Origin of the sequence: Aquabacterium sp. CECT 9606 (genome assembly GCF_918741295.1) — a bacterium.
In the GTDB taxonomy this organism is placed as follows: Bacteria; Pseudomonadota; Gammaproteobacteria; order Burkholderiales; family Burkholderiaceae_C; genus Aquabacterium.
In genome coordinates, this window is sequence record NZ_CAKKNB010000002.1 from 1 (window position 1) to 17,135 (window position 17,135).

Here is a 17,135-nt window from a genome sequence, read left to right on the forward strand (position 1 = left end):
TGTCGTAGGCCTTGGCCTCGCCACCAAACTTCTTGGACAGAACGGTGGTGATCGCTGCTGTCAGCGTGGTCTTGCCGTGGTCAACGTGACCGATCGTGCCGACGTTGACGTGCGGCTTGGTCCGTTCAAACTTGCCTTTTGCCATGTTTCGCGCTCCTAGCGGCTTTGTTAGCCGAGAGAATTGAAGAAGAAAGGTGTGGTGCCCATGGGCAGGATCGAACTGCCGACCTCCCCCTTACCAAGGGGGTGCTCTACCACTGAGCCACATGGGCATCGACACGGGTCTGGGCGCAGCGCTTTTTTCAGCATTGGCACCCCACCCACACCAGTGTCGACCGCAATCACCCCAAAAATCGGGAAGACCGCGAGTTTAGCACGCGAACCATGACAGAACCGCGACTTGGAGCGGGAGACGGGGATCGAACCCGCGTCATTAGCTTGGAAGGCTAAGGTTCTACCATTGAACTACTCCCGCCCGGGAGTGATTCACGATCACGTGATTTTGTTTGCCTTGGTGGAGGGGACAGGATTCGAACCTGTGTACGCGTAAGCGGGCAGATTTACAGTCTGCTGCCTTTAACCACTCGGCCACCCCTCCGAGGCAAGCCCTAGATTATATCACAGAAGCGGCCGCCGCATCAAGTTGGTGGCGAATTTGCCAAATCAGGCGGGCACTGTCTGCAGAACCGGCTTCTTGCGCCAGAGCATGGGCGCCTCGATGAAGTGCCAGCACGCCCAGGCCAGACTGGTCACCACCAGCAGCAACAAAGCCACGCCCCCCAGAGGCGACGCTTTGAAGACACCGAAATGCACCAGGGTCTGGATGACGGGGAAGTGCAGGATGTAGATGCCGTACGACAAATCACCATGGCGGGTGACGGAGCCCAGGTAAGGCAGGTTGTGCGCCGCCCACGACACGCAGGCGGACAGGGCCAGCGGGTAGAGGAAAACGCCGAAGGTGGGGTGGGTCTGGTCCCATTGGTAGGCCAGGAGCAGCAACGCGATGCCGATGGCACCCAGGCGCCAGCCCAGGCGACGCAGCCGGTCGCGCTCGCAATAGCACCAGGCGCCGGGCAAGAAGAACATCAGCTGGCCGGGCATCTGCTTGGCAACTTCGAAGAAACCGCCCTTGCCGGTGCTGTAGGCCAGGTGCACGAAAGTACCCCACCAAACGCAGGACGCGATGAAGCCCAGGCCCAGCACCAGGTGGTGGCCGAAGCGCCGGCTCAGCCACACGATGACGGGCACCACGGCGTAGAACATCAGCTCGACCTTGATGGTCCACAGGGCACCATTGACGGGCGCACCCGGCATGGGATTGTTGACGAACACCCCCGGCAGGCTGGGCTGCAGGAAGTTCAGGAAGCTGAGGTTGGCGACCAGGTACTGCACCCAGGCTTTGCCAAAGTAGGTGGCGAGCGGCAAAGCGCTGATGAGGCACCCCAGGAAGGCGCAGACCACGACGACTGCGGCGTAAGCGGGCACGATGCGGCGCAGTCGTTTGCTGGTGTATTCGCCCAGCGAAGGCGTGCGCTCGCAGCTCATGTAGACCAAGTAGCCGCTGATGATGAAGAAGATGGACAGGGCGATCTTGGTGTCGGCCCAGAGCAGGAAGGACAGCGAGGGCTCGCGCGACAAATCCACCACGTGCAGCGCCATGACGCCAGCGGCGGCGATCAGGCGCAGCAGGTCGAAATTGTTGTGGCGGTTCATGCGGGGACTGCTTTCCAGGGTTTGAGCCAGGCGGCCAGACTGAGCAGGCAGACCAGGCCAGCGGCCGCCGAAGCGGCCAGGCGGATCAGAGGGGCGACGGGCCACAAGGGCAAGAGAAAGACTGCGCTCAGGCCCAGCGACAAGGCGCCGGCCAGCACCAGCGTGGGCAGGCGAACGCTGGCCCACAGGCGGTTGAAATGAAGCAGCAAACCCCCGTTGACCACCACGCCCAGCAACAGCGCCATGGCCATGCCTTGCGCGCCATACAGCCACGCCAACAAGGGCAGGGTCACGGCCTGTGCCAGGTTGCCCGAGGTCTCGCAAACGAAAGGCAAACGGGTGTCGCCCGCGGCATAGTTGTAGCGGGCCAGCAAGGTGTTCCAACCGGCCAGCACCAGGGCCACGGCGTACCAGCCCAACAGCGGCGCGAGGATGTCGGTGCCCTGCACATTGGGGAACAGTAGCGCGACGATGGCCTGGGCCGACAGGAGCAGGCCCACGGCCGCCGGGGTGGTGACCAGGGTGTTGAGGGCCAGCCCCTGGCGCAGCAGCGGCAGGCGATCAGCCCCGCCACCCTTGCTCATCAAACCCAGCAAGACCTGGTTGACCGACATGAGGGCCACCAGCGGCAAGTTGACCAGCTTGCGCGCCAGGTTCAGCACGGTGACCACGCCTTCACCGAGGTAGGAGGCGACCATGCGCTCCAACAGCATCAGACCCTGGCCGATCAGGGCACTGCCGAGCAAGGGCCCGACGCGGGTGGACAATTCACGCACCGTGGGCGCGTGCCAGCGGATGGCCCGCGCCAGCAGGCCATGGGCGCGAACCGATGGGAACATCAACACGGCGGTGGCCACGCTGCCGCCCACGAAGGCCCAGGCCAGTGAGGGCTCAAAGGACTCGGTCCGGTGCCAGGCCAGGTACGCCACCACGGGCAGGTTGTAAACCAGGGACGACAGGCCCGCCAACAGGAAGCGGCCCTTCGCCTGCAAAGGCACGCTCCACAAGGATTGCAGGAGCAGACCGGGCATCGTCCAGGCCAGGATCTGCAGGGCCTCCTGGGTGATCGGACGAAGTGGCGCCGCCAGGCCCGGCCCCACGAGCCTGACCCACCATGGCGCGCCAAGTGACAAAACCAGCGCCAATGCCAGGCCGAGCAGGCCCACGGCGAACGTGGCGCGGCCTAGCCAGACCGCGCGCTCAGGCTCGCTGCGCTCCTGGTACAGGGCCATCCAGGCGGACGACAGCAGGCCACCGGCCAGGATGATGCGCAGCGCTTCGGGGATGAAGAGGGCGATCAGGAAACCGTCGGTGCGGGCGCCGGCGCCCCAGGAGGCGACCAGCAGCCACTCGCGGCCCAGCCCAGCGATGAGGCCCAGCAGGGTCACCAAAGTGAGGAGTCCGGCCGAGCCGAGCATGGTCAGCGCCTTCTTCAGTTCAATGCAGCAAGGTGAACAAGCCCTTGGCGCCCACCTTGTAGTTCAGGCCGCGTGCCCGCGTGCCCACGGTCTTGCCGCCCTGCCCGGCCACAATGGCGTAGGGCTCGACCTTCTTGCCGACCGTGGTGTTGGCCGACACGACCGCGCCTTCGCCGATGTGGGCGCCGGGCAAGATGATGGCGCGCGAGGTGATCCAGGCGTAGTCGTCGATGCGCACAGGCGCCGAGACGGACCAGAACTCGGGCGCGTCCAGGTCGTGCCCACCGGCCACGATCAACACGTGCGAGGCGATGGCCACGTGGTTGCCAATGGTCAGGCCCGAGCGCGCGTCGATCTGGCAATGCCAGCCGATGCAGGTGTCGTCGCCGATGACCAGGCTTTCGACGCCCAGCACCTCGGTGTTGCGCCAGATGCTGGAGCCCTTGCCGATCTTGGCGCCGCCCAGGCGCAACCAAGCCAGGCGCACGTTGTGGCTGGGGATCTTGTTGATGACGATGTTGTAGATCTGTTCCCAGATGCGGCGCAGGCGGTCGACGATGGTGGGCCAGTTGCGGCCGTAGTCGGGCACCTTGCGGCCGGGCACCTCGTCGAACAGCAGCACGAACAGGTCGCGCGCCAGCGGGTTGGGAATGCGCTTGCGGATGTCGAGTGAGCAGATGTGCAGCACCACGTCCTCCGGGCCCTTGCCTTTGGATTCGAAGAAGAGGTCGTTCTGCAGGCCCCAGTCGTAGGCGGCTTCGAGCTGGGCTGGGTCAACCTTGAGGCGGGCCGCGTACTCGGGCAGGCGGGGGCGCAGGTTGGTGCTGTGGAGAATGCGGTGTTTCATGGGCGCGCTTTGGCCGTTTGCAAACTGATGGCCAGGATCAACCAGAACAGCGAGATCAATACCTGGGTGAAGCTGAAATAGTGGTCAATGAAACCAGTGGCCAGGGCCGCAAGGACCGTGCCGACGGTGGCGATGCGCATGGCGTTGCTTTCGTCGATGACCTTGAAGTCACCCGGCATGCGCACCTGTCGCCACCAGGCCGTGGTCACGGCGATGAAGAGCAGCATGCCAGGCAGGCCCAGCTTGTACCAATAGTTGAGCCACAAGTTGGAGATGCCGTAGACGCCATTGGCGGTGGCGGGCGTCTCGGCCTTGAAGCCCATGCCCAGCGGGTAGCGGGCGACCGATTCGGGGAAGTGCAGGTATTCCTCGAAACGCACGCCGGTGCTGACGTCGTTGGACGAGAACAGCGAGGCAAAACGTTGTTGGGCCGGCGGGTAGATGACCAGCAAGGCGGCGGCCAGGAACAAAGCCAGCAGCAGACCCCGGCCCGCGTAAGGTGTTTTCTTGATGGCCAGCCAGCCCACGAACAGGCCCATGCACAAGAGCGCGCCGCGCGAGCCGCTGAAGACGATGCCGGCCGCGCCGCCCACGGCCACGAACAGGCCCAGCGCCCGGCGCCAGCCCCGGTGGATGACGGCGAAGAACAGGCCCAGAGGCGTGCCCAGCAGCAGGGCGCCGCCCGTGGAGTTCGGGTGGACCCAAGGCGAGGCCATGCGGGTGGGATCGGCGCCAAAGATGTCCTGGATGGCGTCGGGCCGGGCGTATTGCAGGGCCGTGAGGAAAGGCACCATCTGGCGGGCATCGCGGCCCTTGATGAAAAAACCCAGCGAGATCACCAGCAGGCCGGCAAAACCCAGCAGCAGGCACAGCAGCAATCGGTCGCGGGTGCGCTGGTCGGGCGTGAGCAAGGGCACCAGGAAGACGGGTGAGACGTTGAGCAGCCAACGAACCCAATTGACGGGCCCCAATCCCTCGGCCTGCACCATGAACTGGCCTGCAACGAGGGGCACGACGCTCCAGACCAGCAGGCGCTGCATGGCGCGTTCGGTGGGACTGTCGGGCCAAGGCGGCAACTTGCCCGACCACCATTGGCAGAACACGCCCACCCAGGTCAGGGCCAGGATGGCTTCGGAGGTGGTGATGCGCACACCCAGCGTGATGGTCATCCACGGCAGGGCGGGCGCCAAGAGGCAAAACAACAGCAGTCCGCGCAAAGGCTGGGTGATGATGTAAACCGCGAAGGCCAAAGCGCCGGCCGCCAGCATGCCCAGGGGCGCACCGCCCACCAGCATCAGCAAGGCGAACAGCGCGCCGATGGCCGCCGGGAACACCGTGGAGGCGCCGATCATGCGGCCACCTTGGCTGAGGGCAAACTTTGGTAGACCGCCTCGAGCTGGCTGGCCGAGCGGGCCCAGTCGAACTGCTGCGTGACGTGGTCGCGGGCCGCCAGGCCCATGGTGCGGGCCGCCACGGGATCGGCCAAGGTTTGCGCGATGGCCTGGGCGATGGCGTCAGGCGTGTCGGCCACCAGGGCATGGACACCTGCCGCCGCCTTCAGGCCGGACAGCCCCTCGGCGGTGCTGATGAGTGGCAGGCTGGCGGCCATGGCCTCCAGCACCTTCAGCTTGGAGCCACCGCCATAACGCAAAGGCGCCAGGAAAGCGGCCGAGCGCGATTGCACCTCGGTCAGGTCGGGCACATAGCCCAGCCACTCGATGCGGGGGTCGGCGAAACGCTGGCGCCAGGCCTCGGGCAGGCCGTGGCCGCAGATGCGGAAGCGGGCATCGGGCACCAGTTGCCAGACACGGGGCCAGATCTCGGAGAGCGCCCATTCGACCGCATCGACGTTGGGGGCGTATTCGTAGTTGCCGACAAAGAGCACGGTGCGCGAGGCGGCATCGGGCTTCACATGGGCGAAGCCGCGCGTGTCCACGCCATTGCTGACCACGTGCGCGGGCCGCCCACCGAGTTGGGACAAGGTGCGTGCATCGGATTCGGTGACGGCCACGATGGCGGCGGCCTTGGCCAGCACCTCGCGCTCCCAGCGCCGCGCGCGGAACTGGTCGTAGCGGGCCAGGCCGCGCAGGGGAGCAGGCCACTTGCCATACGTGGCCGCGCCCAGCTCGGATTCGACGTTGTGCTCGGTGATGATGAAAGGCTGGGCCGTGCGGGCCAACTCGGCGCCAAAGGGCTCGAAGCCGTAGCTGTGCTCAACCTGGATGGCGTCCCAGTGGCCTTGGCGCAGCAATTGCGCGAAGCGCTGCGCCAGGGCCGGTGCGTGGCCGTTGACGGTGGCCAGCAGAGGCAAGGGCGAGGTTGCGGCATGCCAGAGCGTGATCGGGTGGCGCAGCGGCCGGCGCGGCAGCACGATGAGCTCTTCGAGCAGCGGCGCCAGGGTCTTGCGCACCTCGTCATCGGCCGGTGTTTTGGACTGCACCAGCAGGGTGATGCGGTGCCCGCGCCCGGCCAGCTCGCGCAGCAGGTGGAACTGGCGCGCCTTGCCGCCGCTGGTGATGGGCCAGGGCAAATAGGGCAAGGTCCACAGCAGGCGCAGCGGCTTCATGCGTGGCTCAGGATCTGCAGGCTGGTGTCGACCGGGACGCTCAACTGGCCTTTGGCATCGGCCTTCAAAGTGCGCTGGCCGCCCTTCAAGGGGCTGTGCAAGGTGGCCTGGTCAATGCCCTTCAGGCGCAAGGTGCCGGGCTTGTCGGCCCAGACCATCCACAGCTTTTGCCCATCGGGCTGGCGCCAGGCGATGCCGATCAGCCCCTCGGGCTTGTCGCCCACGATGGCCGGTGGCGTGCCGGGTTCGATGCGCGGGCCGCAGATCTTCAGGAAGCGCTGCAGGGCGAAATAAACCGGCTTGGGGTCACCGTTCTCGCGCAGCAGGCCGTAGTGCTGGTCGCGCACGCTGGCGCGTTTGTCCAGGTCGGACAGGGTGAATAAAAAGATACGGTCGTAGTCCAGCGCGGCCATCAAGGCCAGGCGGCGCAGGGTGAGGTCGGCCTGGCCTTGCTCGCCCACGATGGGTTGTTCTTCCTTGGGGCCGTCGTAACTGGACCAGCCCCATTCGGTGGCCCAGATCTGCTTGACCTTGGCACTGCGCAGCCACTGGTGGGCGGGCAGCACGCGCTTGACGAAGTCGCGCGGGTCGGCTTCGGAGCCCTCGGCAGTGGCCGTGTACGGGTGGTAAGCGATGATCAGGTCGAGGTTGAAGGCGCCCAGCTCGCCCATCTTCTGGATCATCAGGCCGTTGCCCGGTGCCATCTCGCTGAAGTAGGCCATGCCCGCCATGGCGATGGGCTTGTTCGGCACCGTGGCGCGCAGGCCCTGCACGCTGGCCAGCAGCAGGCGGCCGTAGCCTTGCGGGTCGGGCTTGGGCGCCCAGAAACCCAGGATGTTGGGCTCGTTCCAGACCTGCCACACATCGACCTGCGGGTAGCGCTTGGCCAGCATCGCCATGCGCTGCGCGAACAGCACCGGGTCTTTGGGCGGGAACTTGTCGAAGTACTGCTCGTAGCGGTCGCCCTTGGCCACCACCGAGGCAAAGCGCGGCGTGCCGACCACGCTGGTGATGTTGCGCAGGCCGGCGTCTTTCACCAGGGCCATCATGCGGTCGATGGCCTCCAACTCGAACTGGCCTTCCTTGGGCTCCATCAGCATCCAGTGCAGGCCCAGGCGCACCCAGTTCAAGTCAAGTGCCTTCAGGCGTTCGACCTGCTTGCGCGCCATGGCAGGCTCGAACCACTGCAGCTGCGCGTTGACACCCAGGAAGTCGCGCCAGACCACCGTGCGCATGGGTTTGAGCTCCACGGGGGGATGAGCCTTGTTGCCCCACAGGCTCAAGGCCTTGGCCGGCAAGGCGGCCAGCACCCCGCTGCTGAGCAGCAAGGCACGGCGCAAGGCGGATGGTGCGCTCATGGCCGCTTGCCGCCCGACACCATGGAGGCCGCCTGGCCGGGCACGCCGCCGCGGGGGCTGCGCGCGGCCCAGGGGTTCAGCGTCTCGAAATAGTGGACAAAGGCCTGGCCCGTGCGGGACCACAGGCGCTGCTCGCTCAAGGCAGTGGCGGCCTTGGCCCATTGCCGGACCTTTTCCGGCTCTTTCAGAACGGCGCCGATGGCCTCGGTCAACGCGCCCACCTGGCCCTGTGGGTACGACACGCCATTGCCATGGCTGATCTCTTCGGCAAACGCCCGAGCATCGGAGGTGATCGCACCACGCCCGGCGGCGATCGCCCAGGACAAGGCGCCGCTGGTGCCGCGCATCTGCCCCATCAGCGACAGCTTGCGCGACTCGCGGTAGGGCAGCACCATCAGGTGATGGCGCTGGATCAGGCCGGCGATGTCGTGCTCGTCGATGTCGAACTCCCAGTCGACCTGGCCGCTCAAGCCCTGCGCTTCGACGCGTTGGCGCAAACTGTCCAGGTAGCTGCCGCCAGCGCCAAAAGCAATGTCGGGCGCGGTGCCGCCAGCGATCGTGAGCCGCACCCGGCTGGCCGACTCAGGCTCCTGCTTGAGCAGCGCCCCCAATGCGTCCACCAGGTCCTCGATGCCCTTGCCGCTGTAGATGAAACCGAAGTACAGCAGTCGCAGTGATGACAAGTCGGGCAGCGGCTGCGCAGGCAAGCCGGGGGTGCCATGCGGAATGACGCGGACCTTGGCCTGCGGCACCTTCATGCGACGGGCCAATCGCTGCGCGCCGGTTTGCGTCAAAGCCACCAAGCCATCCAGTTGCCGGGCCAAGGAGCGCTCGACCCACAGCGTGTGAGGATCGACCAACACCGCAAGAATCTTGCTGACGAGGCCAGGCACCCACGGGGCACTGTCCAGCGCGCGCCACAGGGCGCTCACAGGCCGCCACACGATGCGCTCTGGATCATGCACGGTGGCCGACAAGGCCGGCCGGTTGGGCAGCATGGCCAACGCGCGGAGCACGAAGAACTCGCCATGCCGACCGCCGCCCAGTTCGGCGTGCACCACATCGACCTTGGACCAGTCGCGCTCGGCCACCCAGCGTTGCGCGTCTTCCATCGACAGGATGGGGCGTTGCCCTTGCAAGGGCGTGAGCACTTCAACGCCAGCCGCGTTCACGGCGCGGCGCCATTGCACCGCGTAATCGGCGATGCCCGTTTGTTCGGGCGGCAGCGGTGACAGCAGGGCCAGTCTCAATCAGGCCTCCTTCAGCTCTGGAAGAAGCGCATGACGCGGGTTGGCACCTCAAAGCGCCGACGATTCAGGATGATGCCGTCGACCTTGCGGAACGCGGTGCGGAGCACGCCCAGGGCGTTGTCCACCACCGGCACCACGCTGGCTCGGGCCTCGACCACCATCACGATCAGGTCGGCCTTGCCCAGCGACAAAAACGCCTGCCGGTTGCTGAGCAGGTTGGAGGCTTGCAGCAAGGCAATCTCGCCCGGCTGCGCCTTGCCCGAGGCCGGATCGACCACCACCGTCACCCCTTGCGCCTGCAGCACCATCACCAGATGCTGGGCGATGAAGTTCACCCCCTCACCGGAGCGCGACGAAGTCAGGCCCACGGTCAGCCCCCGTTCAGCCACCTGGCCCAAGGGCAGGGTGCCATAAATGCGGTGCAAGCTGGCATGGAAATCATTGTCCGGCGCAATGCCCGAGATGTCCTTCACCGTGCTCCACAGCGGCACGCCAAAGCGGGCTTCAATGCGGCCACCATCGTGGATGCGCTGGTCCATCACCGAGCACAGATACAGCACCAGCAAACCCACCACCGCACCGGCCGGCAAGGCCAGCGCCAGCAGCACCAGGCTCTTGGGCGAGGCGCGCGAGGGGTTCAAGGTGGCGTCCTGGATCACGGCGATGTTGTTGATGCGGTTGTCGTCCAGGGCCTGGTCGATGCGGGCTTTCTCCAGGCTGTCGAGGTAGAGCAGGCGGCTGCGTTCGGCCACCGTCAGGGCCTGTTCCAGGCGGGCCAGTTCGGGCTCGCTGGACAACACCTGCTGGCGGGCCTCCACCAGCTCGTCGCGTTCCTTGTTGAAGGCGGAGGTCAGGGACACGATCTCGCGCAGGCGCACGGCTTTTTCAAGCTCGCTCTTGGCCAGCAAGCTGCTCAGCTCATTGGGCGCGCGTTTCTCGCCGCGCTGCATGGGCCGGTCTTCCACCTTCAGTTGCGCTTCAAGCGCGGTGATGCTTTCATTGAGCGCCAGGATGGCCGGCGCGCCGTCCTTGAACACGCGCAAAGCCTCGGCGCGCTGGCGCTTCAACTCGCCCAACTGGTTGCTCAAGGCCAACCAGGCCGGCCCGTAACCCACGTCACGCTCGGCCACTGTCTCTTTGGAAAGGCCCTTGGCACGCCCGGCCGCGTAGGCCGCGCCTTCTTCCAACGCCGAGCGCTCGGCCAGCAACTCGGACTGGCGTGTGCGCAAATCGTTCAAGCGCTTGGTGATGGCCGTGAGGCGCTCTTCCGCGCTGATGCCATTGATCTGGGTCAGGCGACCACGCAGTTGGCCCTTGATCGATTCAATCTGCTGGTCAGTGTCGCGCACCTTGTTGTCGTAGAAGACCACCAGCGTCTTGCGGCCCAGCACCGAAGTCCGCTCATCGGTGTAGACCTTGATCCAGGTCTTCATGATGCGCTGGGCCAGTACCGGGTCCCCCCACGTGAAGCGCAACTCCATGACGCTGGAACCCGGCCCGTGCGTCACGGTGAAAGCATCTTCCAGCCGGCTGGCCAGGCGGTCTTCCTCGCTCTGCACCTCGGACAGGCCCAGCATGACCGTGAAGGCGCGGATGCCATCGCGCACCGCGTTCACGGTCTTTTTGAGGTGGTATTTCAAGGCGTTCTTGAAACCCGGCGGGGCCTCGACCGGCAACTGCATTTCGGGCAGGTACAGGCGCGCCACTTGCGTGACCACAGGCCGGCCGGTCAGCATCTTTTCCTCATCGATGATGGGATCGCGCTGGCTGCTTTGCGGGGCGTAGGTGGCCCGGTCGGTCACGTCGATGGGCACCGTCAGGTTTTCACGGCCAGGCTTGACCAGCAAGCGCGCGTCGGATGCGTATTTGGGTGTCCACAGAAAAGCCCCCACCACGATCAAGGCGACGGTGACCCACAGCCCGATGAAGAACTGACGGCGGAAGATGTAGAACAGCCGGACGATGTCCCGGAAAGAACGGATATCGATCATGATGCTTGGCGGACTGCTTTCTTCTTCACGTCATTTGACCTTGGTTTCGCCCCAGCTGTAGCTCACACCCAGCGCGCGGGTAAAAGGCAGCAACTGGTTGATGTAGACCTCGACGCCATCGCCCGCATTGCCCGCGGCCGACTTGGGCACGAACAACACATCGCCGCGCTGGAAGGCCAGCGTGGGGGTGCCGCCCTCGGTGGGTTGCAGCAGGCGGCTGAAATCCACGAAATAAAGCTGGTAGCGCGATTGCTCGTCCAGGCGCAGCAACGCCACGTGGGTGGGATCGGCGCTGGGCATCAGGCCACCAGCGGCGAACAGACCTTGCTCCAGGGTGGCCACGGCCGACATGTCGAGCGGGCCGGGGGTGCGCACCGCACCGCCGATGACCACCTTGCTGCTGGGCGAGGACACGATGTTGATGGTCACGCCGGGCTCCCGGTAGTAGGCCTCCAGGCGCGATCGCATGAGTTGCGCGACCTCGTCGGGCGTTTTGCCGGCGGCCTCCACGCGGCCCGCATAGCGGTAAGAGAAGCTGCCATCAGAGCGCACCGAATAGATCTGCGACTGGCTGTCTTCGACCAGGTTGCGCAAATCAAGCGAGACCGCGTCTTGCGAATCACGCACGATGCGCAAAGTGTCGCCCGGGTGAATGCGCGTGGGCTGCCTGGCCATGCGGGCGATGTCATCGGCCGTCAGCCGCCGAGCGCCCAGGGCAGCGTCGCTGGGCGGCGTCAGGTTGCCCATGGGTGTGCAGGCGGCAAGGAACAAGCTGAACAGCAGGACAAAGAGCTTCATGGCAGACGGCGAGGGGCCTTGCAGGCGATGGACAAATCGGGGGGATGGGCCGGGCGAGCGCGGCCGGGCAGTGGCGTCAGCGACAGGTGAGCGCATCATAAGAGGGCGCGTGCCGGAATTGCCGCCCGCCATCGTCATGCCGACACGTCGGGCTGCTTGATCCGTGGTGTTTCGACGAACTGGCTGCGCCACTGCCGGTAAGCCTTGCCCATGGCGGACCGGTTGGGGCGCCAGATCCAGGGCACGCCAAATTTGACGAAGAAGCGCAACATGCTGCGCAGGTGCGTTTTGCCCGAGGTGGACCAGATGCCCGCCTGACTGTGGCGCTGGTGCTCGTGCACCAACTCCACTTCGGGCACGGCCATGACCGACCAGCCGCCCACCCACATGCGCGCGCACAGATCCACTTCCTCGAAGTACAAAAAGTAGCCCTCGTCCATGCAACCGACCTGCTCGAAGGCGGTGCGGCGCACGACAAAACCGGTGCCCATCACCCAGTCCGCCTCGAAGGGCCCTTCGCGCCAGTTGCGCTTGAGCAGGTGAGACTTGACCAGACGGCGCAGGGGCGCCAGTTTGCCCAGTGCGGTGCGCCGCGCCAGGATGTCAGGCAGCGAATAAAAGCGCCGCGCCGAATATTGCAGGGAGCCGTCCGGGTTGATCAGCTTCAGGCCGGCCACGCCCACCTTGGGCTGCTGGTCAAACAGGCGCTGGATGACCTGCACGGTATTGCTCAGGAAGTAGGTGTCCGGGTTGAGCACCAGGACGAGGTCTGTGTGAGAGGCCGCCACGCCCAGATTGACGCCAGCGCCAAAGCCGCCATTGCGCCCCGACAGGATCACCCGCACGCCGTCGGTCAGTGCCGCCTTCAACTGCTCACCTGAACCATCGGGCGAGTGGTTGTCCACCACCACGATGTCCGACGGCTGGGCGATCTGGTGCGCCAGCAGCGAGCGAACGCACTGCATGGTCAGATCAAAAGTGCGGTAATTGACGATGACGACGCCAAGGGTGCTGGTCGGAGATGAAGGCTCGCCTGCGGCGGTTTGAGACATGACGGCTTTCTTCTTAACGGGCTACGTTCTGATTGTCGGGGAAACCCCAGTGTTGAGGTCCCCCTCATCTGGGCGGATAATCGCCGTGCGTTGCCATTTGTAACGTTGTAACGTGGCTCACCCTGCCGCAGAGGCCTGGGACGCCCATTTCCTTGCAACTCCGGGAGTTTTTCTTGAAGAAGATCTTTTTGGCCGCGCTGGCCGCAGGCGTCATGGGCTCCTGCTGGGCCAGCGAATGGAGCCCGTTCCTGGGCGGTGGCCTCACGGCTGGCGGCGACAAGCTCACCCAGGTGACCTACGTCAGCGGCGACACCCAGAACCTGCACGGCGGCGGCCTGATCGACTTGCGAGCCGGGCTGGACTTCCGCATGGTCAACTCCGACATCTCGCTGCAAGGCGTGATCGCGTACCACACTGACCGCTCCAACGCGGACAACGGTTCGGTCGACTTCACCCGCATGCCGATTGAATTCTTGGTGCAGTGGCACGCCAATGAAAAATGGGCGTTTGCCGGCGGCATTCGCAAAGCCCTGGAGCCCAAGTACAACGGCTCAGGCGCTGGCACCCAGTTTGGCAGTGACCAAAAGTACAAGAGCTCGATGGGCTGGATCGTGGAAGGCGAGTACGCCATCACCCCCAGCGTTGGCCTGAAGGCCCGCTACGTGAAAGAAGACTACACCTCGCGCGCCACCGGCGAAAAAGCCGACGGCAGCCACTTCGGCCTGCTGGGCGTGTACTACTTCCGCTGAGCCTTGGCGCCTCGGCCCTTCTTCAGGGCAAGCGCCAATCCAAGGCCACGCCATGGCGTGCCCAGAAATCCTGTGCCGCACGGAAGTGGCCACAGCCGATGAAGGGCACCGGCCCCCGCGTGGCCGACAAAGGCGACGGGTGGTTGCTGAGCAGCAACTCGTGCCTTTGGCCGTGGCTTTCAATCAGCTCGCGTTTGCGTTGGGCATGAGCGCCCCACAGCATGAACACCTTTGGGCCGGCATCCTGCGCCACCGCAGCGATGATCAGGTCGGTCAGCACCTCCCAGCCCCAGCCCGCATGGCTCCCCGCCTGGGACTCGGTCACCGTGAGCGTGGTGTTCAACAACAGCACGCCTTGCCCGGCCCAACTTTGCAAACAACCGTGGGTGGGCGGCGCCAACGCCAGATCCCGTTGGATCTCTTTGTAGATGTTGCGCAAGCTCGGCGGCACTTTCACGCCCGGCAGCACTGAAAACGCCAGGCCATGCGCCTGGTTGGGGCCGTGGTAGGGGTCCTGGCCCAAGATGACGACGCGCACTTGCGCGCGCCTGGTCAGCGCCAAAGCCGCGAACACATTCCCAGGGAAAATGGTGTCGCCCGCCAGCCGGCGTTGTTCGACCCGCTGGATCAAGGCCTGTCCCGCGGCGCTGTGGCGGAACGCTTCGGTCAAATCGCGCCAGTCGGGCGGCACGGCGTCAAAGCAATCGGCCAAAGGCACGTTCAGGCGGTTGGCCGGCACGACGGTGGTCGCCACCTCGCCAAACAGATCCGCGGGCATCAGGCGAACAGATCGGCCAGGGCCGCACCCGGATCGGGCGCGCGCATGAACGCCTCGCCAACCAGGAAGGCGTGGACTTGGGCATCGCGCATGCGCTGCACATCCGCCCGGCCCAGGATGCCGGATTCGGTGACCAGCACGCGGTCGGCCGGCACGTTTTTGAGCAAGCCCAGGGTGGTGTCCAGCGTGACCTCGAAGGTGCGCAGGTTGCGGTTGTTGATGCCGACCAGCGGGGTCTTCAAGCGCAGGCTGCGGTCCAGCTCTTCGCCATCATGCACTTCAACCAGCACAGCCATGCCCAGTGAGTGAGCGCACGCTTCCAGATCCGCCATCTGGGCATCGTCCAGGCAGGCGGCGATCAGCAGGATGCAGTCGGCACCCATGGCCCGGGCTTCGTAGACCTGGTAATCGCTGACCATGAAATCCTTGCGCAGCACGGGCAAATCGCAGGCCGCGCGGGCCTGCTGCAGGTAGCTGGCCTGGCCCTGGAAGAACTGCTCGTCGGTGAGCACGCTGAGGCAGGCGGCGCCATGCAATGCATAGCTGGCCGCGATCTGCGCGGGCACGAAATGCTCGCGCAGCACGCCTTTGCTGGGGCTGGCTTTCTTGACTTCGGCGATGACACCGGCCTGGCCCGCCGCGATCTTGGCGCGAACGGCGCCCACGAAATCACGCAGGTCGGCCTGCTCCAGGTTACGGACTTCGGCCTCGGCGCGCACGGCGGCGAGAGGCTGGCGCTTCAAGGCCTGCTCGATTTCCTGGTGCTTGACCGCGACGATTTTCTTGAGGATGTCGGACATGGTCGTCAAAAGCCTTGGGTGGTCTGAACAAAGGCGGCCAGCGCCTGGGCGGCGCGGCCGCTGGCCAGCGCTTCGCGGGCGCGCTGAACGCCGTCGGCCAGCGAATCAGCCACATTGGCGGCATACAGGGCAGCAGCGGCGTTCAGCACGACGATGTCGCGGGCGGGGCCGGGCTCGTTGTTCAGCACGCGGCGCACGGTGGCCAGCGAGGCCTCGCGGTTGGCCGCCTTGAGGGCGGAGCCATCGTGCTCGGCCATGCCGAACTCCTCGGGGCGGATGGTGTATTCGCGCACCTCGCCGTCTTTCAACTCGGCCACCCAGGTCTCGCCCGACAGGGTGATCTCGTCCAGGCCATCGCAGCCGTGCACGATCAGCACATGCTGCGAGCCCAGGCGCTGTAGCACTCTGGCCTGCAGGCCGACCAGGTCGCGGTGGAACACGCCCATGAGCTGGTTGGGTGCGCCGGCCGGGTTAGTCAGCGGGCCCAGGATATTGAACAGCGTGCGCACGCCCAGCTCCTTGCGGACGGGCGCGGCGTGCTTCATGGCGCCATGGTGGTTGGGCGCGAACATGAAGCCCACGCCGGTTTTTGCCAGGCACTGCGCCACCTGCTCGGGCGTCAGGTCGATGCGGACGCCCAGGGCTTCGAGCACGTCGGCGCTGCCGGTGCTGGACGACACGCTGCGGCCACCATGCTTGGCCACGCGCGCACCGGCGGCAGCCGCCACGAACATGGCCGTCGTCGAGATGTTGAAGGTGTGCGCGCCATCGCCGCCCGTGCCGCACAGGTCGACCAGGTGGGTGGTGTCGGCCACGTGGACGGGCGTGCAGAACTCGCGCATCACCTGCGCGGCCGCCGCCAGCTCGCCCACGGTTTCCTTCTTGACGCGCAGCCCGGTGATGAGCGCGGCCATGACCACGGGCGACATCTCGCCGCGCATGATGCGGCGCATCAGTCCCAGCATCTCGTCGTGGAAGATTTCGCGGTGCTCGATGACGCGCTGCAGCGCCTGGGTGTCGGTGATGGTGGTCATGCCCTCACCTCACATGGTCAGGAAGTTCTTGAGCATGGCGTGGCCGTGCTCGGTCAGGATCGACTCAGGGTGGAACTGCACGCCTTCCAGCGGCGCGAAGTGCTTGTCGGTTTGCGGGCCTTTGTGGCGCACGCCCATGATCTCGCCGTCTTCCGAGGTGGAGGTGATCTCCAGGAAGTCGGGCAGGCTGCTCTTTTCGATGGCCAGCGAGTGGTAGCGGATCACCGTGAAGTGGTCAGGCAGGTCTTTGTAGACGCCCTTCTGGTCGGTGCTGATGACGCTGGTCTTGCCGTGCATCTGCGTTTGGGCGCGGATCACCTTGCCGCCCAGCGCGGCGCCGATGGCCTGGTGGCCCAGACACACGCCCAGGATCGGCAACTGGCCGGTGAAACGCTGCAGGGCGGGCACGCACACGCCGGCTTCGGCGGGCGAACAGGGGCCGGGCGACAGCACCAGGCGGTCGGGCTTCAGGGCGGCGATTTCATCGAGCGTGATTTCGTCGTTGCGCACGACGCGGACGTCTTCGCCCAGTTCGGCAAAGTACTGGACAAGGTTGAACGTGAAACTGTCGTAGTTGTCGATCATCAGCAGCATATGCGCTCTATCCTATTGATTTCATGAGGGATTTTGGCATCCCCCGTGTTGATACCCGATTGGATACCCGCGATGGGGTTGGTCAGAAGCTTGGCTTACGCCAGCGCTGACGCCAGAGGGCTGCTGAGGAGGGCAAGAACGCGTGCATGCCGCCATTTTAGCCATGCTGCGCGGCATCCTGGGGCCA

Annotated in this window: 16 protein-coding genes and 3 tRNA genes; 1 reads left to right on the forward strand and 18 read right to left on the reverse strand. The window is 65.5% G+C overall.

The genetic code is table 11. The features are described from left to right. From LQ232_RS07795 to LQ232_RS07860, 14 genes are all read right to left on the reverse strand, one after another. Positions 1 to 145: GTP-binding protein (locus LQ232_RS07795; RefSeq protein WP_230180685.1), on the reverse strand; the 145-nt coding region annotated here is incomplete at its 3' end. A 52-nt stretch (positions 146 to 197) separates the two neighbouring features. Next, positions 198 to 272: transfer RNA gene (locus LQ232_RS07800), tRNA-Thr, on the reverse strand. A gap of 129 nt (positions 273 to 401) precedes the next feature. Next, positions 402 to 475: transfer RNA gene (locus LQ232_RS07805), tRNA-Gly, on the reverse strand. A 37-nt stretch (positions 476 to 512) separates the two neighbouring features. After that, positions 513 to 598: transfer RNA gene (locus tag LQ232_RS07810), tRNA-Tyr, on the reverse strand. Positions 599 to 663: 65 nt separating this feature from the next. Then, the gene (locus LQ232_RS07815) at positions 664 to 1,713 is read right to left on the reverse strand and encodes an acyltransferase (protein ID WP_230179762.1); all 1,050 of its coding nucleotides are present in this window, start codon (positions 1,711 to 1,713) and stop codon (positions 664 to 666) included. Further along, a complete protein-coding gene (locus LQ232_RS07820) occupies positions 1,710 to 3,131 on the reverse strand; it encodes a lipid II flippase MurJ (RefSeq protein WP_230179763.1) in 1,422 nt (473 codons plus the stop codon). Before LQ232_RS07820 ends, LQ232_RS07815 begins: the two co-directional genes overlap by 4 nt. 19 nt (positions 3,132 to 3,150) lie before the next feature. After that, positions 3,151 to 3,978, reverse strand: a complete 828-nt coding sequence (locus LQ232_RS07825; protein WP_230179764.1) for an acyltransferase — start codon at positions 3,976 to 3,978, stop codon at positions 3,151 to 3,153. Continuing rightward, positions 3,975 to 5,330, reverse strand: coding sequence for an O-antigen ligase (locus LQ232_RS07830; RefSeq protein WP_230179765.1), 1,356 nt, complete (start codon positions 5,328 to 5,330; stop codon positions 3,975 to 3,977). The genes LQ232_RS07825 and LQ232_RS07830 overlap by 4 nt, the downstream gene beginning before the upstream one ends. Continuing rightward, positions 5,327 to 6,544, reverse strand: a complete 1,218-nt coding sequence (locus tag LQ232_RS07835) for a glycosyltransferase family 4 protein (RefSeq protein ID WP_230179766.1) — start codon at positions 6,542 to 6,544, stop codon at positions 5,327 to 5,329. The genes LQ232_RS07830 and LQ232_RS07835 overlap by 4 nt, the downstream gene beginning before the upstream one ends. Continuing rightward, positions 6,541 to 7,902 (reverse strand): beta-galactosidase, encoded by a 1,362-nt coding sequence (locus LQ232_RS07840; protein WP_230179767.1) that lies wholly within the window; start codon positions 7,900 to 7,902, stop codon positions 6,541 to 6,543. Before LQ232_RS07840 ends, LQ232_RS07835 begins: the two co-directional genes overlap by 4 nt. After that, positions 7,899 to 9,152, reverse strand: coding sequence for a glycosyltransferase (locus tag LQ232_RS07845; protein WP_230179768.1), 1,254 nt, complete (start codon positions 9,150 to 9,152; stop codon positions 7,899 to 7,901). Before LQ232_RS07845 ends, LQ232_RS07840 begins: the two co-directional genes overlap by 4 nt. 11 nt (positions 9,153 to 9,163) lie before the next feature. Then, complete coding sequence (locus tag LQ232_RS07850) at positions 9,164 to 11,143, reverse strand: hypothetical protein (protein ID WP_230179769.1); 1,980 nt, start codon at positions 11,141 to 11,143, stop codon at positions 9,164 to 9,166. 30 nt (positions 11,144 to 11,173) lie between these two features. After that, positions 11,174 to 11,941 carry a polysaccharide biosynthesis/export family protein gene (locus tag LQ232_RS07855; protein WP_230179770.1) on the reverse strand — a complete coding sequence of 256 codons (768 nt, stop codon included), beginning with the start codon at positions 11,939 to 11,941 and terminating at the stop codon, positions 11,174 to 11,176. A gap of 134 nt (positions 11,942 to 12,075) precedes the next feature. Beyond that, positions 12,076 to 12,993, reverse strand: a complete 918-nt coding sequence (locus LQ232_RS07860; protein ID WP_230179771.1) for a glycosyltransferase family 2 protein — start codon at positions 12,991 to 12,993, stop codon at positions 12,076 to 12,078. Positions 12,994 to 13,166: 173 nt separating this feature from the next. Between LQ232_RS07860 and LQ232_RS07865 the strand changes: the two genes are divergently transcribed. Then, positions 13,167 to 13,742, forward strand: coding sequence for a hypothetical protein (locus LQ232_RS07865; RefSeq protein ID WP_230179772.1), 576 nt, complete (start codon positions 13,167 to 13,169; stop codon positions 13,740 to 13,742). A 22-nt stretch (positions 13,743 to 13,764) separates the two neighbouring features. Here the strand turns inward: LQ232_RS07865 and LQ232_RS07870 are convergent, their stop codons facing one another. Genes LQ232_RS07870 through LQ232_RS07885 form a run of 4 tightly spaced genes read right to left on the reverse strand, consistent with a single transcriptional unit; the run spans position 13,765 to position 16,948 of the window. Then, positions 13,765 to 14,520: a uracil-DNA glycosylase gene (locus LQ232_RS07870; protein WP_230179773.1), complete on the reverse strand. Its 756-nt coding sequence runs from the start codon at positions 14,518 to 14,520 to the stop codon at positions 13,765 to 13,767. Then, positions 14,520 to 15,320, reverse strand: coding sequence for an indole-3-glycerol phosphate synthase TrpC (trpC, locus tag LQ232_RS07875; protein WP_230179774.1), 801 nt, complete (start codon positions 15,318 to 15,320; stop codon positions 14,520 to 14,522). Before trpC ends, LQ232_RS07870 begins: the two co-directional genes overlap by 1 nt. A gap of 5 nt (positions 15,321 to 15,325) precedes the next feature. Further along, positions 15,326 to 16,354: an anthranilate phosphoribosyltransferase gene (gene trpD / locus LQ232_RS07880; protein WP_230179775.1), complete on the reverse strand. Its 1,029-nt coding sequence runs from the start codon at positions 16,352 to 16,354 to the stop codon at positions 15,326 to 15,328. A gap of 9 nt (positions 16,355 to 16,363) precedes the next feature. Beyond that, positions 16,364 to 16,948, reverse strand: a complete 585-nt coding sequence (locus LQ232_RS07885) for an aminodeoxychorismate/anthranilate synthase component II (protein WP_230179776.1) — start codon at positions 16,946 to 16,948, stop codon at positions 16,364 to 16,366. Positions 16,949 to 17,135: the final 187 nt, after the last annotated feature.

Coding starts and splice junctions, on each gene's coding strand:
- LQ232_RS07815 (WP_230179762.1), bottom strand. CDS start 1,713: ATGAACCGCCACAACAATTTCGACCTGCTGCGCCTGATCGCCGCCGCT.
- LQ232_RS07820 (WP_230179763.1), bottom strand. CDS start 3,131: ATGCTCGGCTCGGCCGGACTCCTCACTTTGGTGACCCTGCTGGGCCTC.
- LQ232_RS07825 (WP_230179764.1), bottom strand. CDS start 3,978: ATGAAACACCGCATTCTCCACAGCACCAACCTGCGCCCCCGCCTGCCC.
- LQ232_RS07830 (WP_230179765.1), bottom strand. CDS start 5,330: ATGATCGGCGCCTCCACGGTGTTCCCGGCGGCCATCGGCGCGCTGTTC.
- LQ232_RS07835 (WP_230179766.1), bottom strand. CDS start 6,544: ATGAAGCCGCTGCGCCTGCTGTGGACCTTGCCCTATTTGCCCTGGCCC.
- LQ232_RS07840 (WP_230179767.1), bottom strand. CDS start 7,902: ATGAGCGCACCATCCGCCTTGCGCCGTGCCTTGCTGCTCAGCAGCGGG.
- LQ232_RS07850 (WP_230179769.1), bottom strand. CDS start 11,143: ATGATCGATATCCGTTCTTTCCGGGACATCGTCCGGCTGTTCTACATC.
- LQ232_RS07855 (WP_230179770.1), bottom strand. CDS start 11,941: ATGAAGCTCTTTGTCCTGCTGTTCAGCTTGTTCCTTGCCGCCTGCACA.
- LQ232_RS07860 (WP_230179771.1), bottom strand. CDS start 12,993: ATGTCTCAAACCGCCGCAGGCGAGCCTTCATCTCCGACCAGCACCCTT.
- LQ232_RS07870 (WP_230179773.1), bottom strand. CDS start 14,520: ATGCCCGCGGATCTGTTTGGCGAGGTGGCGACCACCGTCGTGCCGGCC.
- trpC (WP_230179774.1), bottom strand. CDS start 15,320: ATGTCCGACATCCTCAAGAAAATCGTCGCGGTCAAGCACCAGGAAATC.
- trpD (WP_230179775.1), bottom strand. CDS start 16,354: ATGACCACCATCACCGACACCCAGGCGCTGCAGCGCGTCATCGAGCAC.
- LQ232_RS07885 (WP_230179776.1), bottom strand. CDS start 16,948: ATGCTGCTGATGATCGACAACTACGACAGTTTCACGTTCAACCTTGTC.